Annotated in this window: 11 protein-coding genes; 7 read left to right on the top strand and 4 right to left on the bottom strand. The window is 40.4% G+C overall.

Going from position 1 to position 15,265, the window contains the following annotated elements; all coding sequences use genetic code 11:
- Position 1: 1 nt before the first annotated feature.
- The 7 genes from V7K27_RS19620 to V7K27_RS19590 all read left to right on the top strand — a co-directional run bounded on the left by V7K27_RS19620 (position 2) and on the right by V7K27_RS19590 (position 8,979).
- Positions 2-1,159: a glycosyltransferase family 4 protein gene (locus tag V7K27_RS19620; RefSeq protein WP_334949758.1), complete on the top strand. Its 1,158-nt coding sequence runs from the start codon at positions 2-4 to the stop codon at positions 1,157-1,159.
- Positions 1,160-1,530: 371 nt separating this feature from the next.
- Positions 1,531-3,771 (top strand): ATP-binding cassette domain-containing protein, encoded by a 2,241-nt coding sequence (locus V7K27_RS19615; RefSeq protein WP_334949757.1) that lies wholly within the window; start codon positions 1,531-1,533, stop codon positions 3,769-3,771.
- Positions 3,772-3,836: 65 nt separating this feature from the next.
- Positions 3,837-5,051: a glycosyltransferase family 4 protein gene (locus V7K27_RS19610; RefSeq protein WP_334949756.1), complete on the top strand. Its 1,215-nt coding sequence runs from the start codon at positions 3,837-3,839 to the stop codon at positions 5,049-5,051.
- A 45-nt stretch (positions 5,052-5,096) separates the two neighbouring features.
- The gene (locus tag V7K27_RS19605) at positions 5,097-6,056 is read left to right on the top strand and encodes a glycosyltransferase family 10 domain-containing protein (RefSeq protein WP_334949755.1); all 960 of its coding nucleotides are present in this window, start codon (positions 5,097-5,099) and stop codon (positions 6,054-6,056) included.
- Between the two features lie 3 nt (positions 6,057-6,059).
- Complete coding sequence (locus tag V7K27_RS19600) at positions 6,060-7,040, top strand: Npun_R2821/Npun_R2822 family protein (RefSeq protein ID WP_334949754.1); 981 nt, start codon at positions 6,060-6,062, stop codon at positions 7,038-7,040.
- Positions 7,041-7,043: 3 nt separating this feature from the next.
- On the top strand, positions 7,044-7,934 hold the full coding sequence (locus V7K27_RS19595; RefSeq protein ID WP_334949753.1) for an Npun_R2821/Npun_R2822 family protein: 891 nt from the start codon (positions 7,044-7,046) through the stop codon (positions 7,932-7,934).
- 16 nt (positions 7,935-7,950) lie between these two features.
- Positions 7,951-8,979, top strand: coding sequence for an Npun_R2821/Npun_R2822 family protein (locus V7K27_RS19590; protein ID WP_334949752.1), 1,029 nt, complete (start codon positions 7,951-7,953; stop codon positions 8,977-8,979).
- 191 nt (positions 8,980-9,170) lie between these two features.
- On the opposite strand, the gene V7K27_RS19585 is transcribed toward V7K27_RS19590, so the two are convergent.
- From V7K27_RS19585 to V7K27_RS19570, 4 genes are all read right to left on the bottom strand, one after another.
- Positions 9,171-9,545, bottom strand: coding sequence for a hypothetical protein (locus V7K27_RS19585; protein ID WP_334949751.1), 375 nt, complete (start codon positions 9,543-9,545; stop codon positions 9,171-9,173).
- Between the two features lie 29 nt (positions 9,546-9,574).
- Positions 9,575-11,299, bottom strand: coding sequence for an ABC1 kinase family protein (locus V7K27_RS19580; RefSeq protein ID WP_334949750.1), 1,725 nt, complete (start codon positions 11,297-11,299; stop codon positions 9,575-9,577).
- Between the two features lie 383 nt (positions 11,300-11,682).
- The gene (locus V7K27_RS19575) at positions 11,683-12,351 is read right to left on the bottom strand and encodes a GNAT family N-acetyltransferase (RefSeq protein ID WP_334949749.1); all 669 of its coding nucleotides are present in this window, start codon (positions 12,349-12,351) and stop codon (positions 11,683-11,685) included.
- A 43-nt stretch (positions 12,352-12,394) separates the two neighbouring features.
- Positions 12,395-15,055, bottom strand: coding sequence for a M1 family metallopeptidase (locus V7K27_RS19570; RefSeq protein ID WP_334949748.1), 2,661 nt, complete (start codon positions 15,053-15,055; stop codon positions 12,395-12,397).
- Positions 15,056-15,265 lie beyond the last annotated feature (210 nt).

Below are 15,265 nucleotides of genomic sequence, written 5' to 3'. Positions count from 1 at the left end.
TATGAAAGGAAAAGTTTCGTTAGTTGTGAGTGACTTGTCTGGAGGAGGCTCAGTTAGAGCGTTTTTACTAGCTCAAGTTCTAAAAAAAATCGACTATGAAGTTGAGATTGTCGGATTTTTATTTGGTGAGGAATTATATACGATTCCTCCAGTAGGGATACCAGTAGTTGCTATTGATGGTACAAACTATCCTGAGTTTTTTACTTCAGCTAAAAAACTTTGGCAAAAATTAGATGGGGACATTATTTATGCAGTCAAACCTAAACCAACAAGTTTTGGTGTGTCTCTACTGCATAAATTAGCTAGTCGTCGTCCTTTGCTTTTAGATATGGATGACTGGGAACTTAGCTGGCATGGAGGTTTTGAATGGAAGTATCGCGCCAGTCTTAAGCAATTTGGCAGGGACATTTTTAAGAAAAATGGTGCATTGAGATTTCCCGATCATCCACTTTATCTCCAGTGGATGGAAAGTTTAGTATCTCGTGCCAATGGGATTACGATCGATACTGAGTTTCTTCAAGACCGCTTTGGAGGTGTTTATTTACCTAATGGCAAAGATACCGCCATGTTTGACCCTGAGAAATATAACCCAGAGGTCAGCAGAGAGCGTTATGGTTTGGCGAAGTATCGAGTTCTCATGTTTCCTGGTGCGCCAAGACCTCACAAGGGAGTTGAAGATGTCTTAATAGCGTTAGATCAGTTGAATCAGCAAGATTTAAAATTGGTAATTGTGGGAGGCAGTCCTTATGATGATTATGATGAGCAGCTGATTCAAAAATGGGGACGCTGGATTATCAAGTTGCCAAAATGTCCTGTAGAGGTTATGCCTGAGGTTGTAGCAGCTGCTCACGTTGTAGTTGTTCCCCAGCGAGATAGCGCGATTGCTCGTGCCCAATTTCCTCTGAAGTTAACAGATGGGATGGCAATGGCTAAACCTGTGTTATCCACACGAGTGGGAGACATTCCCGAAATTTTAGCAGAAACTGGTTATTTAGTTGATCCTAGTTGTCCCCAACAAATTGCTGCACAAATTCAACTGATATTTGCTGATGTAGAACAAGCAAAAGAGCGAGGTAGAAAGGCTAGAGAAAGATGTTTAGAAAAGTACAGCTTAGAAGCTATGGCATCTACCTTATCTGAGTTAATTTCTCGTTTGTGAGGATAGTGCATGATTATAAACCTATGATTAAGGGACTGACAAATAAAAAAATATCCCAAAACTGAAGCAAAAATCCTCTCTATTTCTCCTCTCTCTGTGTTCTCTGCGCGGCAGTTGCTTCTCCCAAGGGGAGACGCTGCGCGAACAAGTCGGGGAACCCGACGCCAGTTCCTTCAACGGGGGGAACCCCCGCAACGGACTGGCTCCCCAACGCACTGCCTTGTCTCTGTGGTTCGTTTAGATTTAACTCAATTGAAAATCTCGTAACAGGCATAGTATATCTATATGTAAGAATAGCTAGAAATTGACAGAAGTTGTATAACATTGTTTCTTGCCGCGATCAAATTCTAAATTTATAATCTAAATTCCCAATGTCTAACAGCAAACTACTAGTAAAATTTGCTAAACCTTATCCAGCTAGGATATTTTTTACAATCTTGTTCGGATTTTCTAGCGCTTTATTTAACGGTGTGGGTACGACACTGATTGTGCCAGTAATTCTTCAAATAGTGGGTCAACCTGTCGATTTAACAGGTGCGCCACCAATTATTAAAGCTATTGTCTCTCCCTTTGATCATGTTCCAGAAAATTACCGGCTAGCGGTGATGGCTGGCTCAATTATATTTACAATTGTTTTAAAAAATTTAACTAGCTATATCGGTAGTTTGGTGTCGAGTTCTTTAACGCGGACGTTGACATCAGATATGCGAGAAGCAGGGTTGAAGTTATTACTAGATATTGACATAGATTATTATAGCAAAACCAAAGTTGGTGATCTAATCAACAGCCTTGGGGGAGAAATTAGTCGTGCTGCAAGTGCTATAGGCGGTGTGATCAGGTTAATTATACTGGCAATTACGATTTTAGTTTTTGTGGCTTTGTTGCTGTCAATTTCCTGGCAGTTGACCATTGCCACTACAATGTTGCTAACTTTAGTGACGTTCGTAAATCAGTATGCAATTTATCGCTCAAGAGATTTTGGTGCCCAACTTTCGGAGATGTCTAAAGCATATTCCATTTCTGTGTTAGAAATGCTAAATGGAATTCGCCTAGTAAAGGCAACTGGAAATGAAGACAGAGAATATAAACGGATTCAAAAGCTAATTCGTGACCGAGAAAAAGCAGATTTTCAGTCCCAGGTGAATTCTGAGGCGATTACACCAGTTAGCGAGGTGACGGGCATTATAGCCTTAATAGTGATTGTCTTTTTGGGTCGCAGCTTATTTGCCGATCAGATTAGTTCCGTCTCAGCCGTTTTGATTACATATCTATTGTTGCTATTGCGACTGCTACCGTTTATTTCTCAGTTAAATACTCTTCGGAGTAGCTTTGCTAATACTGCTTCTAGCGTGGATATTGTCGCTGATTTTTTACGACAAGATAATAAGCCGTTCATGAGTACCGGGATGATTCCTTATGAGAAATTAAAAGAGGGAGTGCATTTTAAGAATCTTTGTTTTTCCTACCCTAATCATAAAAATATAGTACTTCAAGACGTAGATTTATATTTACCACGCGGTACTACTCTGGCTTTGGTGGGTAGTTCTGGTGCTGGTAAATCAACAATGGCAGACCTCTTACCGAGATTTTATGACCCCACATCTGGCTGTATTACCCTAGACGGAATAGATTTGCGAGATTTCGATTTGAAATCGGTGCGTCAGGCGATGGGAATTGTCAGTCAAGATACCTTTCTTTTTAATGATTCGGTGCGGAACAATATTGCTTATGGGCGACCAGAGGCTAATGATGATGAAATTCTCGCAGCCGCAAAGCGAGCAAACGCTTATGAGTTTATTAGTAAATTACCCCAGGGATTTGATACGGAGATTGGCGATCGCGGCGTGATGCTATCTGGTGGACAAAGACAAAGATTAGCGATCGCTCGCGCCCTGCTGCAAAATCCCGAAATTCTGATTTTAGATGAAGCCACCAGCGCTTTAGATACTGTTTCGGAGCGCTTAGTACAATCTGCACTCGATAACCTAAGCCGCGATCGCACCACCCTAGTAATCGCTCACCGCCTTTCCACAGTCCAAAAAGCCGATCAAATCGCCGTCTTAGACCAAGGAAGTGTAGTAGAAATCGGCACCCATGAACAACTTTTACAAAAAGGTAGTTACTACTCACGCCTCTACTCAATGCAATTTACCGATCAGCCGGAAATTTCCACCAGAACTAATCCCAACTTTAACCAAATTTCTCACGAACTGCGGACAAGGCTTAACTCCATGATTGGTTTCCTCGGACTATTAGTTGATGATCTGGTAGACAATTCCGAAGAGCGGCAGGAATTAATTGACGAATCATACAATTCAGCCTTAAGAGTTCTCAACGCTATTGATGTCTTCAGCGATGTGGTTAACCTGAAAATTAACCAGCAGTTTTCGTCAGATATAGACCAAAATCAAAATGAAAATAACCACTATCAAAACTTTAGTTATATCTCGAATGAGTTTCACACACGTCTCTATCCCCTCCTTAGCTCTCTGCACTTGCTAGTCGATAAATTAGAATCCGAACCCGAAAAACAAAATCGATTAATTGCAGAATCTTATCACTCTGCTGTTTACCTACTAGATACATTAAAGCTTTTTGAAAATAGAGTTTAATTTTAGTTAATGCAATTAACAAAAGTATTTTTAACAAAATCTGGAAAAACCTATCATCCAAAACAATGATAAATTATTCAAAAAAAAATCAATATATTTTTTACACCGGAGAGCCATCACTACAACCGGATACAGCACACGAAATTCATGATGTTCTTTGTGCCAATGCAGCAGCTAACTTAGGCTATTCTTCAGTTTTAATCTATCCAGATAAAAAACATTCTGTGAATCTCCTATCGTTAATTTATCCTGATCAACCCAAAAGACCCGGCAGAGAATTTATAGAATTTTACGATGTTCAAGAAAAGCTCAAAATTGCTCCATTGCCAATGCCTTGGCCTATTGATCAAATAGGTGGTAAATTTACTAACTCCAGTACAGTAGTAACCAAATATTATTTACCGATTCATATCCGCCCTAATGCTAAAGTTGTTCACACGCGAGATTGGAACTTTGTCAAAGCCGCAGTCAAAAATAAGATTCCTACTATCTATGAACGTCACTACTTTCAAGACCAAAAATTTGAGCCGGAAATTGTCCACAGCCCCTACTTTAAAATAGCCATAACTCAGTCGGAACCCATCCGCCAAAGCTTAATAGAATATGGAATGCCACCGAAAAAAGTCGTTTGGCTACATAACGGATTCAATCAATCATTTTCAGTTAGACAGCCCCAAGACGCCGAAACATGGCGTCAAGAATTACTCATAAATGGATGTAAGTATTTAGTTGTCTATTCCGGCGCTTTGTATCATTTCAAAGGGGTTGATCTCTTAATTGATTCTGCTAAAGAATTGCCAGAAATTCAGTTTGTCATTACAGGAGGTACAGAAGCACAAGTACAAGCATATCAACAAATAGCCAGAGATAAAAATGTAGAAAACGTTAAATTCTTAGGCTGGATACTTCCACGGGAACGATTAGTTAGCTTGTTTCAAGCAGCTGATATTTTGGTTCATCCTCACTGCGCTGGAAAATCAGCAGATTTCACAAATCCAGTTAAGTTTTTTCAGTATATGGCTGCTGGCACTCCCATAGTTGCAACTGAGATTCCACCTTTAATGGAATTCAAGACATCTCCTTTAATTGCTAGTTGGTGTACACCAGATAACCCGCATAAACTTGCCCAATCTATTCAACATACTTTAGAAACCTATCCCCGAAAAATAGAGGGTTATGCAGCTAGTATAGATTTTGCCCAGCAATTTTCTTGGGAGAATAGAATTGCGAAAATATTAAGCTACTTAGAAGAAGATCAGCGTCCACCAATTATGGGGTAACGGTACAAAAATTAACAGAAAACTAACTACGAATAAATACGATTTATGACTATCAAAACTGTTGGGATGATTAGCAGCTATTCAGGTCTTGCTAAAACCAGAGATTGGTTATGGCAACAAACCCCGCACTCCTTTGGTGTTTGGGACAACATCCAAATGTTGAATATAGCCCAAAAGCCAGACTTTCTGTTGCTATATCAGTTTGATTTTCCCCAACCATCCCCACAACCATCTTGGTTAGATATTGTTCGTAAACGACAACAAAAACCAGAAATAAATATAGAATCTCTATTATCTGGTGTGCCGAAAGAGCGGATTATTTATTTTCTCCGCGAACCGCCCTTAGATGAAATTGTAGAAATAAGTAAGCGGAATTATCAGGAAGCTCAAAAGTATTGTGGTCATGTTTCCGGGCCCGATGACTTTGCGCCCAATCCCGATTATATGCCTGCTATTTGGTATCATGCCAAATCATTTGAGGATTTAAATGAAATGCCAACGCCGCAAAAAATTGCCCCATGCAGTTGGATTACTTCGGGAATTAACCGGACAGCTAACCATCGCCAGCGCTTAGACTTTTTGAAATCATTGCAAGCTAGCGGCACTAAGTTCGATTTGTATGGGCGGGACTTACCTGCATGGTCGCCAACAAAAGGTGAACTTGGTCACAAATGGCATGGAATGGCACCATACTACTACAATCTGGCAATTGAAAACTATGCAGAAAATAGTTGGTATGTAAGTGAAAAATTGTGGGATTCTTTGCTGGCTTGGTGTCTGCCAATTTATTATGGTGGGCCAGCTGCTGATAAATTATTGCCACCGGGTAGTTTTTTAAGATTACCCAGTTTAGATGAAAAAGGCATTGCCTACATCCAAGAAGTGACAGCTACACCTGATGCTTGGTATGCTGCTAAAGATGCGATCGCAGAAGCACGTCAAATCATTTTACGCAAATTAAACTTACTTAACTGGTTGTCAAACTTTGTTGCTCAACACTCATAAATTATGAATGGTATTTGTACCCTTGGCAATGATTATGTTTTCGATCAACTGGTGGCTTTGCTCAACAGTATTGATGTTATCTTGGGTTCAGAAACTCCTGTTTGTATCTATCCTTTCGATGATCAGACACAGCGAATTGCTGATGAAATAGCTAAACGCCCTAATGTATTTATTTACGATAATCAAGAATCAATCAATCGCTGGGATCAATTTATGCTCACAGCAGCGCCAGAACGATTGAATCGCAGTAAATCCCGTTTGTATGGCGCTCACCGTCGTTTTTGCGCTTTTGATGGGCCATTCGATAAGTTTATCTATTTAGATGCAGACACTTTGGTGATGAACTCACTAGCGACAGTGTTTGAAAAGCTAGATAGTTATGATTTTGTTGTCTATGATTTCCAATTTAAAGACGTTAGTAAAATATATAATGTTAATTCTCCAAAATTACTAGAAGTTTTCGAGCAAAAACGCATTGATTCCGAAATATTTTGCTCAGGCTTCTATGGCGCAAAACGGGGAATATTCAACTCAGAACAAAGAGATCGGCTGATATCCCATTTACAAAATGGTGAGGCGGAAATTTTGTATGCTGGTGCTGGCGAACAACCACTGATTAACTATATGGTAATGAGGTCTAATCTTTCTATTTATAATTTTGCTCGTCAACTGCCAGATAATAAAACAACAGGATGTTCTGCCACATCTAGGCATTTCGAGGAACGAGAACATCTTCTTTATGACAAAGGTAATCGACTAACTTACCTTCATTACATTGGGGTTCCTCCTAATATCAATCAAGCAGTTTGTGCAGGAGAAAATCTTGAGTTTCCCTATCGAGATTTATTTCTCTATTATCGTTATTTACACGAGCCAGAGAAGCATCCAGTCTTTAAAAATCCTCCTAAGGATTATAATGACGTTGCGACACCAAATTTATTTACAAGAGCTTTGCGAAAACTTAAGTTAATTAACCAAGGATAATTTATGAGTCGAGGCATTTATATAGTTGCCAATGACCACGTTATTGATAATGCGATCGCTTTACTCAATAGCATTCGTTACTATGACCCAGAAGTGACCGTTTATCTCATACCATTTAATGAAAATTATCACAAAGTAGCAGAACAGCTTGCTACGTTACACAACGTCCAAATCTTCCCAGATTTAGAACTTATTGATACATTTACCAAACGCATCGGAGAAATTTTTGATCGAGATTTCCTCGCCTTACCCAACAAAATGCGTAAACTGGCGGCGTGGTTTGGCCCTTTAGATGAATTTATTTATATTGATACGGATATTGTCGTTTTTGAAAAAATCGCCGACAATTTAGACAAACTTTCAGAAGTCGATTTCTTCTGTTGTGATTACCATCATGCTAATGACAAGCTGCGAAATATCTTTTCTCCATTTGTGAAAGAGCAGCAAATTTTTTCTGATGCCCAACTTCAAGACGTTTTCAATAGTGGCTTTTGGGCTTCGAGAAAAGGAGTTATTACCGAACAACAGATGGATGAAGCTTTGCGCGAGTGTGCAGCGCATCGAGAATATTTTGATTTTTCTGAAGGAGTTACAGACCAACCAATTTTAAATTATCTTGTTCTCAAACTAATTTCTAAACGTGGAAATCTGGTCAAAATTCCTGGGGGAGGTCCTGGTAGTTGGGCGGGTTCACAAAATTTCCAACAGCAAGACTACGCCCTCTATGACCGAGGACAACGACTAAAATATCTCCACTGGGCTGGTACGCGGATGAAAACTGGTAGTCCCTATTGGCAATTGTGGGAACACTATCGCTATCTTCATGAGGGTAAATTCGCTTTCATTTCCAAACTAACTCGCCGTTTATTTCCCTTTGTTGCTGCGCGTACTTAATATTAGGAGTATCCCAATGAGCGATGGCATTTACATCTTAGCGAATGATGTTGTGTATGACCAATTAGTGGCGTTACTCAATAGTATAGAAGCTAATGCTGGTAGAGAAATTCCTGTTTGTGTAATTCCATATAACGATCAGTTAGACAAAGTAAAGGCAGAGATTGCATCTAGAGATAATGTTACTTTATTTGAAAATTCTGATTCCATAGCCTACTGGGAGAACTTTGGCTCTCGTATCTGGAAAGCTCACCCAAGAGCGTTAAAATTGTGGCAAGAATATGGTTTGCCTGATAATTATCGCATCGAAAGGCATCGAAAACTTTGCTGTCTAGATGGCCCATTTGACAAGTTTATCTTCTTTGACGGAGATACGCTGTTGATGAAATCACTCGATGATGTTTATCAAAAGTTGGATGAATATGATTGGATTACGAATGACTTTCAATATAAATCCGATTTGAATTATATTTTCAACTGGTCAGAAGATAAGCTAAAAGAGATTTTTCATATAGAAAATATCAGCACTAACGTTTTTTGTTCTGGTTGGTTTGCTTCTAAAAAGGGGGTTTTTGACGATGCTAATTTAGCCAATCTATTAGAAAACTTAGAAGCAGGTGAAGCTGATGCATTGGCATGGGCAGATTCCGATCAAACAGTTCTCAACTATTTAGTTTTACGTAGTGGAATTTCTTACTACAATTACGCTCATCATGATACAGCGACTGGTTGCCATTGGGCTTCTCAATTTGATGTGGTAGATAATATTTTATACGACCAAGGGCGGAGGTTGACATACTTACACTATATGAGTATATCTTCTTCAGCTTTTACAAGGCTTTGTGGAGGTGAAGATGTTGATATTCCTTACCGCGATGTTTTCTTATATTATCGCTATTTAAAATCACCTGAAAAACGTCCTCAAAGCTTTACCCGCCCAAGCCAGCTAATGCTGATGCAAAAGTCTACTATCAGTTTTCTTCAGCAAAGAGTGGATAATATTAAGCTAAAGTACCGCAATTTCAAGCATAGAATTGCTAAATAGACATTAAAGAAGAGTCTGAAACTCTCTTCTCTGGAGACGCTGCGCGAACAATTTTGAATTGTTACAGCAGATTTCAAGTTGGGTGTTGTACACAAGCTAAGTCTCAAACCCAGGTATAAAGATTGTTTTACCTCTGACTTCTGACTCCTGAATTCTGAATTCTGAATTCTGCTTTAATTCCCTACTCAATTCTAAGAAAAAGAATCTAAATCTAAAGATTGCATACCTTCGCGTTCTATAAATGTCATCATACTTCCCAGCTGCAACCACACTAACAAACAAGTCAGCAGACTAATTGGTAAACCGAATCCTAAAGCTAAAGAGGAGGGAAAGCCAAATATTTCTAAACCTGAAGAGAGAAATAGACAAGTACCGCCAGTTATGCCAATAAATGGCACAAGTAATTGTTTGAGTGAGGAACGCGGTTTAGTATTTTCTGTCCGTTCGCTTGGCCATTTCTGCACAATTACTTTCAAAGTACCAGATAATGCCAAACCAGAAGTTAATGCTGCCAAAAAGCCAACAAGTAATAGAAAATAAGGCGGTTGCTGAGGAAAATAGTACATGAAAACTCCTGATTTATATTAAATATTTTTTACTTTTTATTTGTTGATTGGTTCCCAGCAAAAGACTCCAGGAATGTAGCTTTTGGGAGGATAGCAGATGCCCCTTCTCTGGATAAATCTGTTAAAATACCGATCGCTACATTGAATAAACGATCCAATTTTAAGTCATCTTTAACCAGGTTCCACAGGCGTTGGACATCTTCGGTGTGGAGGCGGTCATCTTCGGTGAGAGCAAGCACCATCTGTCGCCGCAGAAACTTCCCTTCTTCCGACATTAAATATTGGAACCCCATCTGGGCTGTGGGCAATACATCAAAGTTGTTATCGGTACGAGCGATCGCAATCAAATTCTCTAACCGTTGCCACTGAAATTTACCATTTTTGAACAACACATTCAATAGTCGCCGCCGTAATTCTGGCGATTCCCCGGTCAGCAACCGCCGTGCTATATAGGGATAACCCACTTCAACAATTTTGAAATTCGGGTTGAGGCTAAGGGCAATACCTTCCTGAGTCACCAGGGAACGAATAATCAAAGCAAACTTCGCCGGGACTCGGAAAGGATATTCGTACATCAGTTCCGAGAACTCATCGGTAATAGTTTTGAAGTTAAAATCCCCGACGTTTTTACCAATGGCGTTTCCTAGCACCGCTTCTAATGCTGGTATAATCGGGCAAATATCCGTGTCTGGAGTCAGAAATCCCAATTTTACAAAATCTTCGGCTAAGTCGGTGTAGTCTTTATTCACCAAATGCACTAGGGCATCCACCAAGGTTTCTTTGGTGGTTTCCTCCAACTGATCCATCATGCCGAAGTCAATGTAAGCCATACGTCCATCGGGTATGGCAAACAAATTGCCGGGATGCGGGTCAGCATGGAAGAAGCCATGTTCTAAAAGCTGTTGCAATCCTGAAGTAACGCCAATTTCGATAATCGCCTCTGGGTCTAAACCTGCTTCGCGGATGCGTTTAGTATCTGTCAGCTTGAAGCCATTAATCCATTCCAGGGTTAAAACGTGGGTATTGGTATAACGCCAGTAAATACCTGGAACTTTTACTTGCGGGTCGTTGCGAAAGTTGCTAGCAAATTTTTCGGCGTTGCGGCCTTCATTAATATAGTCAATTTCCTCAAATAACTTCGTGCCAAACTCGTCCACAATTAAAGTTAGGTTGTTACCGAGATTTAAAGGCAACCAAGGAGCTAGCCAACCTGCTGCCCAACGCATTAGATATAGGTCGCGTGTGATTACCGGGTGTAAGTTGGGGCGTTGCACTTTTACTGCGACTTCTTCGCCACTGACCAGACGACCACGGTATACTTGACCCAAGCTAGCAGCAGCTACTGGGTTAGGTGACAGTTCGCTAAAACTTTCATGAATTGGGCGGTCTAGTTCAGTTTCGATAATTTGATAAGCGATCGCATTATCGAAAGGTGGTAACTGGTCTTGTAACTTGATCAGTTCTTCTAAAAAATCTTTGCGTATCAGGTCAGGTCTGGTGGAGAGGGCTTGACCAACTTTAATAAAAGTCGGGCCAAGACCGGTGAGCAGTTCTCGCAATTGGATAGCTCGTTTACCCTTATTCTGCTCAACTTGATCTTGCCATTCGTCCCACTTGAGCCTGAATATAAATCCTGCAAAAGACCAGATAATTCTCAGCACTCGCCCCCAGGCTAGCCAGGGACGGTAACTATAGTAGCGAGCGATCGCATCTGGATTATAGAGTTGTAGCTGAGTAGGTTGAAACTGACCCACGCCTTTATTTGCCTCTTCAACTGAAAAATTTACAATGATTCTTTGTTTCCTGACCCACAAGTTAGTTGCAAGTTCAGAATAGCGGTAGTCTTTTATCTAAAACAACTAGAACTTTACCCTTTGGGGATATTGTTCGAGGCGATTTTAGCCGATGTTACTGCCTAGATATATTTATCTTTATTCTTAATTATACTTTATAAAACTACAACTACTTCTCCAAGTTTCAGATGATTTTATCTTTTCTTAACTTTTATACAAATAAATTAAATAAATATAAATATTTATCTATGTCTGATGTATACAAATTTGAATAAAATGCGATAGTTAAGTAACTTTATTTACTAACATTTACATATATCAGTAGTACTATTACTGTCTTGGATTTAATCATTATTAAAGTCCAATGCACGTATAACCATGTTATATCCTCTCTGCATATTAGTTTCAACGAAGCCAAAACGGGCATAGAACGAGCGTAAGTCAGGTGGTGCATTAACGTATATTGGAAGTGTATCTCTCTGCAAAATATACTGGACTAGATGATTACCGACTCCTCTACGACGATGGCTAGGTGCAACGTACAATCCCAGCAAAACTGAATAATTTCCTCGAAAAGCTATCAGTGCAGAACCAATTATTTTTTCTCGATATAATGCGATAACAAGTCGTCTTTCGTTTTTTAGAAACAGATTATATAGAAAACCAAGCTGAAAGAAACCAAAATATCCAAAAACAATTAGTACCGAATTGATAAGTATGTAGAACCAATCGTGTAATGGGAATACAAAGCCTATCAATGAAAGAATAAGAACTAGTAAAGCAAGCAGACTAAGGGTATAGGGATTCAAGGGATTCAGTACTACTGTCACTAATTTAGAGCGAGAAGGTTCCTCCTCACGCTCCAAAATCAGCAATCTATAAACTGCCCATTTATCTATTCGGTTGATTGCAGGACGAATTCTATAGTTAGGTGGAAGAATCAACCCGCGACTCATAACAGAATTATTATTTATGACTGCTATAAATTTGGTAATTGGTAGTGGTTTTGCCACAATTACCAATTACCAATTATCTACTTTTCATGCTCATGTAATACTATTTAGATTTAGCCTCCAAATTTTCTAAACGGCTTCTCAATTCCTGGTTTTGTTGTTTGAGTTGGTCGAAATCTTCACGCAATTGACGCAGGTTTTTTTCGGAACCAATATTTTTTTGCACCTTGGAAATTTCTTCTTCGGCATAGCGACGTACACGCCCATCGGCTGTTTGTTCAGCTAGCGATCGCAAAACCCCCACTGCTTTAGGTATTTCCATTTGTCCTAATGCTGCTGCTACCGCCACTTGTGTTAAAAAGAAGGTTTCTTTGGCTAGTTCTGTTAATTTATCTAAAATCCGTTCCAAATTAACCGGAGTTTGACCTACAGAAATCTTTCCTAAAGCGCGAATTGTGGCTAAACGTAGAGGTTGTGGTACACCAAGTTTGGTGTATTCGATTAGCAGATTTAAAGCTGCTTCCGAGGTTTTGAATTCAGCTAAACCGGCGATCGCACCACTCCGCACAACTTCATTCCAACCCGCCTTTTTCTCTAAAACGGATTTTAGCAGCTTTAATACCTTGTCTTCCTTGGGTTTTTCTTCCAAGTTTGTAGATGCGTAGGCGAACCCCGTCGCAGACATCGCCGCGATCGCCCGAGAGGCTGTTGCTTCCACATAGTAGCTAGGATCGCCCTTTTGCAACAGCCCTTTGACAACTTTATAGCTTTCAGCAGTTTTGATTTGACCAAGTGCTTCCACTACAGATCGTCGCACGTAAGCATCTTTATCTTTTAACCCAACAACTAAGCCGTCAAAGGTTTGGTCTAAATTAATTTGGGCTAGTTGTTTCACCACTTCCACACGCACACCCCAGAATGGGTCATTTTTGAGTGCCGCAGATAGTGCAATAGTCGCTTCTAACCCGCCTTTTTTCGCCAAAGCTGCTGCTGCATAGATGCGCGAAATCGGGTCGGTATCAAATTCTAACTGGGCTTTTAACTCCAGTATTGGATACTCTAAAGTTACTGTTTTCAGGTAATTATTCCCCACATCAAAACTGATAAATTGGGGCTTATTTTCTAGGGGAAAGTAGAAGCTTTGTTCACGTTCATTCACCCGCACTACAAAAGTTTTGAGTTGTGAGTTATTTTTAACTCCTAACTCCAGTACAGACGCGATTAATCGCGTCTCTACTTCTGACTGTTGCGTATAGCCAAAACCAATAGGTATTTTTAGATCAAACAAATCCTTACTGCCATTTTTATCTTCAGCAGCTTGGGTTTGAGTTACCGTAATTTTTGCTAAATTAGCATCTCCATCCCAAGAGTAAGCCACTTTAAAATCGGGATGACCACCACGATAAACGTATTGGTCAAAGAGGAATAAAAGATTACGTCCAGTAGCCTTTTCAATCGCCCTGAGTAAGTCTACTGTTTCTACGGTTTTGTGGGCATTATCTTGGATAAATGTTTGAATTGCTTGCCAAAATAATTCATCTCCCAATTGACCCCGAATCATGTGATAAACACAAGATCCTTTTTCGTAGATGTGGCGATCGTAAAGTTCAATAGCTTCCCGGTAAACATGTGTTACCATTGGGCGGCGGTAGCGGCTGCTATCTTCACTAATGTAACGACCAGCTTGCAATAAACGATAGTAAGCTGCTTCTTCTGGACTATATTCTTGTTCTGTCCACATCACCTCAGAATAAGAAGCCATCCCTTCCTTAATCCAAGCATGGGACCAATGCTTAATCACCACCAAATCACCAAACCACTGGTGCGCGAGTTCGTGGACAACTAAACTTTCAGTATTGCGGTTATCTAAAGCGGCGCGTTCATCCAGCAAGCATCTATCAGTTAACAGAGTTGTGGAGGTGTTTTCCATGCCGCCGAAGATGAAGTCATCGACGCAAACCTGGGCGTATTTCGGGAAAGGGTATGGATAGCCATACTTTTGGCTCAAAAATTCGACCATCCGAGGAGTTTTGCCCATGCTGCGTTTAGCATCTTCCTCGCGTCCCTTTTCTACGTAATAGGTAACAGGTTTCCCCTGCCACTCGTCCCGAATTTCAGCAAAATCACCTACTGCTAAAGTCATCAAGTAGGTAGGATGAACTTGTCGCTGTAACCAATGGTAGATTTTGTAATCACCATCTTCTATGGTGTCAATCAATTCGCCGTTGGAAATCGCCACCAAAGGGTTGGGAACACGCACGCGAATTTCCGAAGTAGACAGTTGTCCTGGATAGTCAAAGCAGGGGAACCAAAAGCGAGAGTCTTCGTCTTCGCCCTGAGTCCAAACTTGGGTGGGCTTGTTTGGGTAGTGCTTGTCTGGTTGAATAAAATAAATACCGCGTTGCGGTTTTGCTACCGAGTAGGCGATCGCAATCAGCAAGCGTTTACCAATCTGAGTCGCCTCAGAAAGTTGGATAGAAAGCTGTTCCCCGTCGTAGTCAAAATTTTCTGGCACCGCGTCCACCTGCACAGACTCGATATTCAGGTTGACAGCATCCAAAGTTAAACGGTCAATACCATTACGGATTGGCAACAGACGAATGCTACAACTGCCCTGATAGCTTTGCTTGGGAATATCCAAGCTGAGATCGAGAAAAATATGCTCTACCTGTCCGGGGCGATCGGGGTTGTAGTGTGGTCTTGCTCCCGGTAACTCAAAAGGCTTGTGTCCGTTATTATCTGTATCAAAATAAGACTTCGACATTGATCGTTACTGACCTTGTAATTCTGAAAAGTCTGGCTTGGCTGGATGTAGTTAAGCAAAATAGCGGTGTCTAAATTTATTTCCCAAATTAATCAACAGGGTATTACGGAGGTGAGAACTTCCTTTTGGGATATTAATCTCACCCGAATCTCCGAAGGTCGGCTACCGAGCCTTGGACTTCTTTCCATATCCCTCCCGCATTTACTCTTC

Origin of the sequence: Nostoc sp. (genome assembly GCF_036919575.1) — a bacterium.
In the GTDB taxonomy this organism is placed as follows: Bacteria; Cyanobacteriota; Cyanobacteriia; order Cyanobacteriales; family Nostocaceae; genus Nostoc.
This window is presented reverse-complemented; position numbering and strand designations above follow the sequence as displayed.

Excerpts from the sequence above, each read along its gene's own strand:
- V7K27_RS19605 (WP_334949755.1), top strand. The coding sequence starts at position 5,097 with ATGACTATCAAAACTGTTGGGATGATTAGCAGCTATTCAGGTCTTGCT.
- V7K27_RS19615 (WP_334949757.1), top strand. The coding sequence starts at position 1,531 with ATGTCTAACAGCAAACTACTAGTAAAATTTGCTAAACCTTATCCAGCT.
- V7K27_RS19600 (WP_334949754.1), top strand. The coding sequence starts at position 6,060 with ATGAATGGTATTTGTACCCTTGGCAATGATTATGTTTTCGATCAACTG.
- V7K27_RS19610 (WP_334949756.1), top strand. The coding sequence starts at position 3,837 with ATGATAAATTATTCAAAAAAAAATCAATATATTTTTTACACCGGAGAG.
- V7K27_RS19595 (WP_334949753.1), top strand. The coding sequence starts at position 7,044 with ATGAGTCGAGGCATTTATATAGTTGCCAATGACCACGTTATTGATAAT.
- V7K27_RS19585 (WP_334949751.1), bottom strand. The coding sequence starts at position 9,545 with ATGTACTATTTTCCTCAGCAACCGCCTTATTTTCTATTACTTGTTGGC.
- V7K27_RS19620 (WP_334949758.1), top strand. The coding sequence starts at position 2 with ATGAAAGGAAAAGTTTCGTTAGTTGTGAGTGACTTGTCTGGAGGAGGC.
- V7K27_RS19590 (WP_334949752.1), top strand. The coding sequence starts at position 7,951 with ATGAGCGATGGCATTTACATCTTAGCGAATGATGTTGTGTATGACCAA.
- V7K27_RS19570 (WP_334949748.1), bottom strand. The coding sequence starts at position 15,055 with ATGTCGAAGTCTTATTTTGATACAGATAATAACGGACACAAGCCTTTT.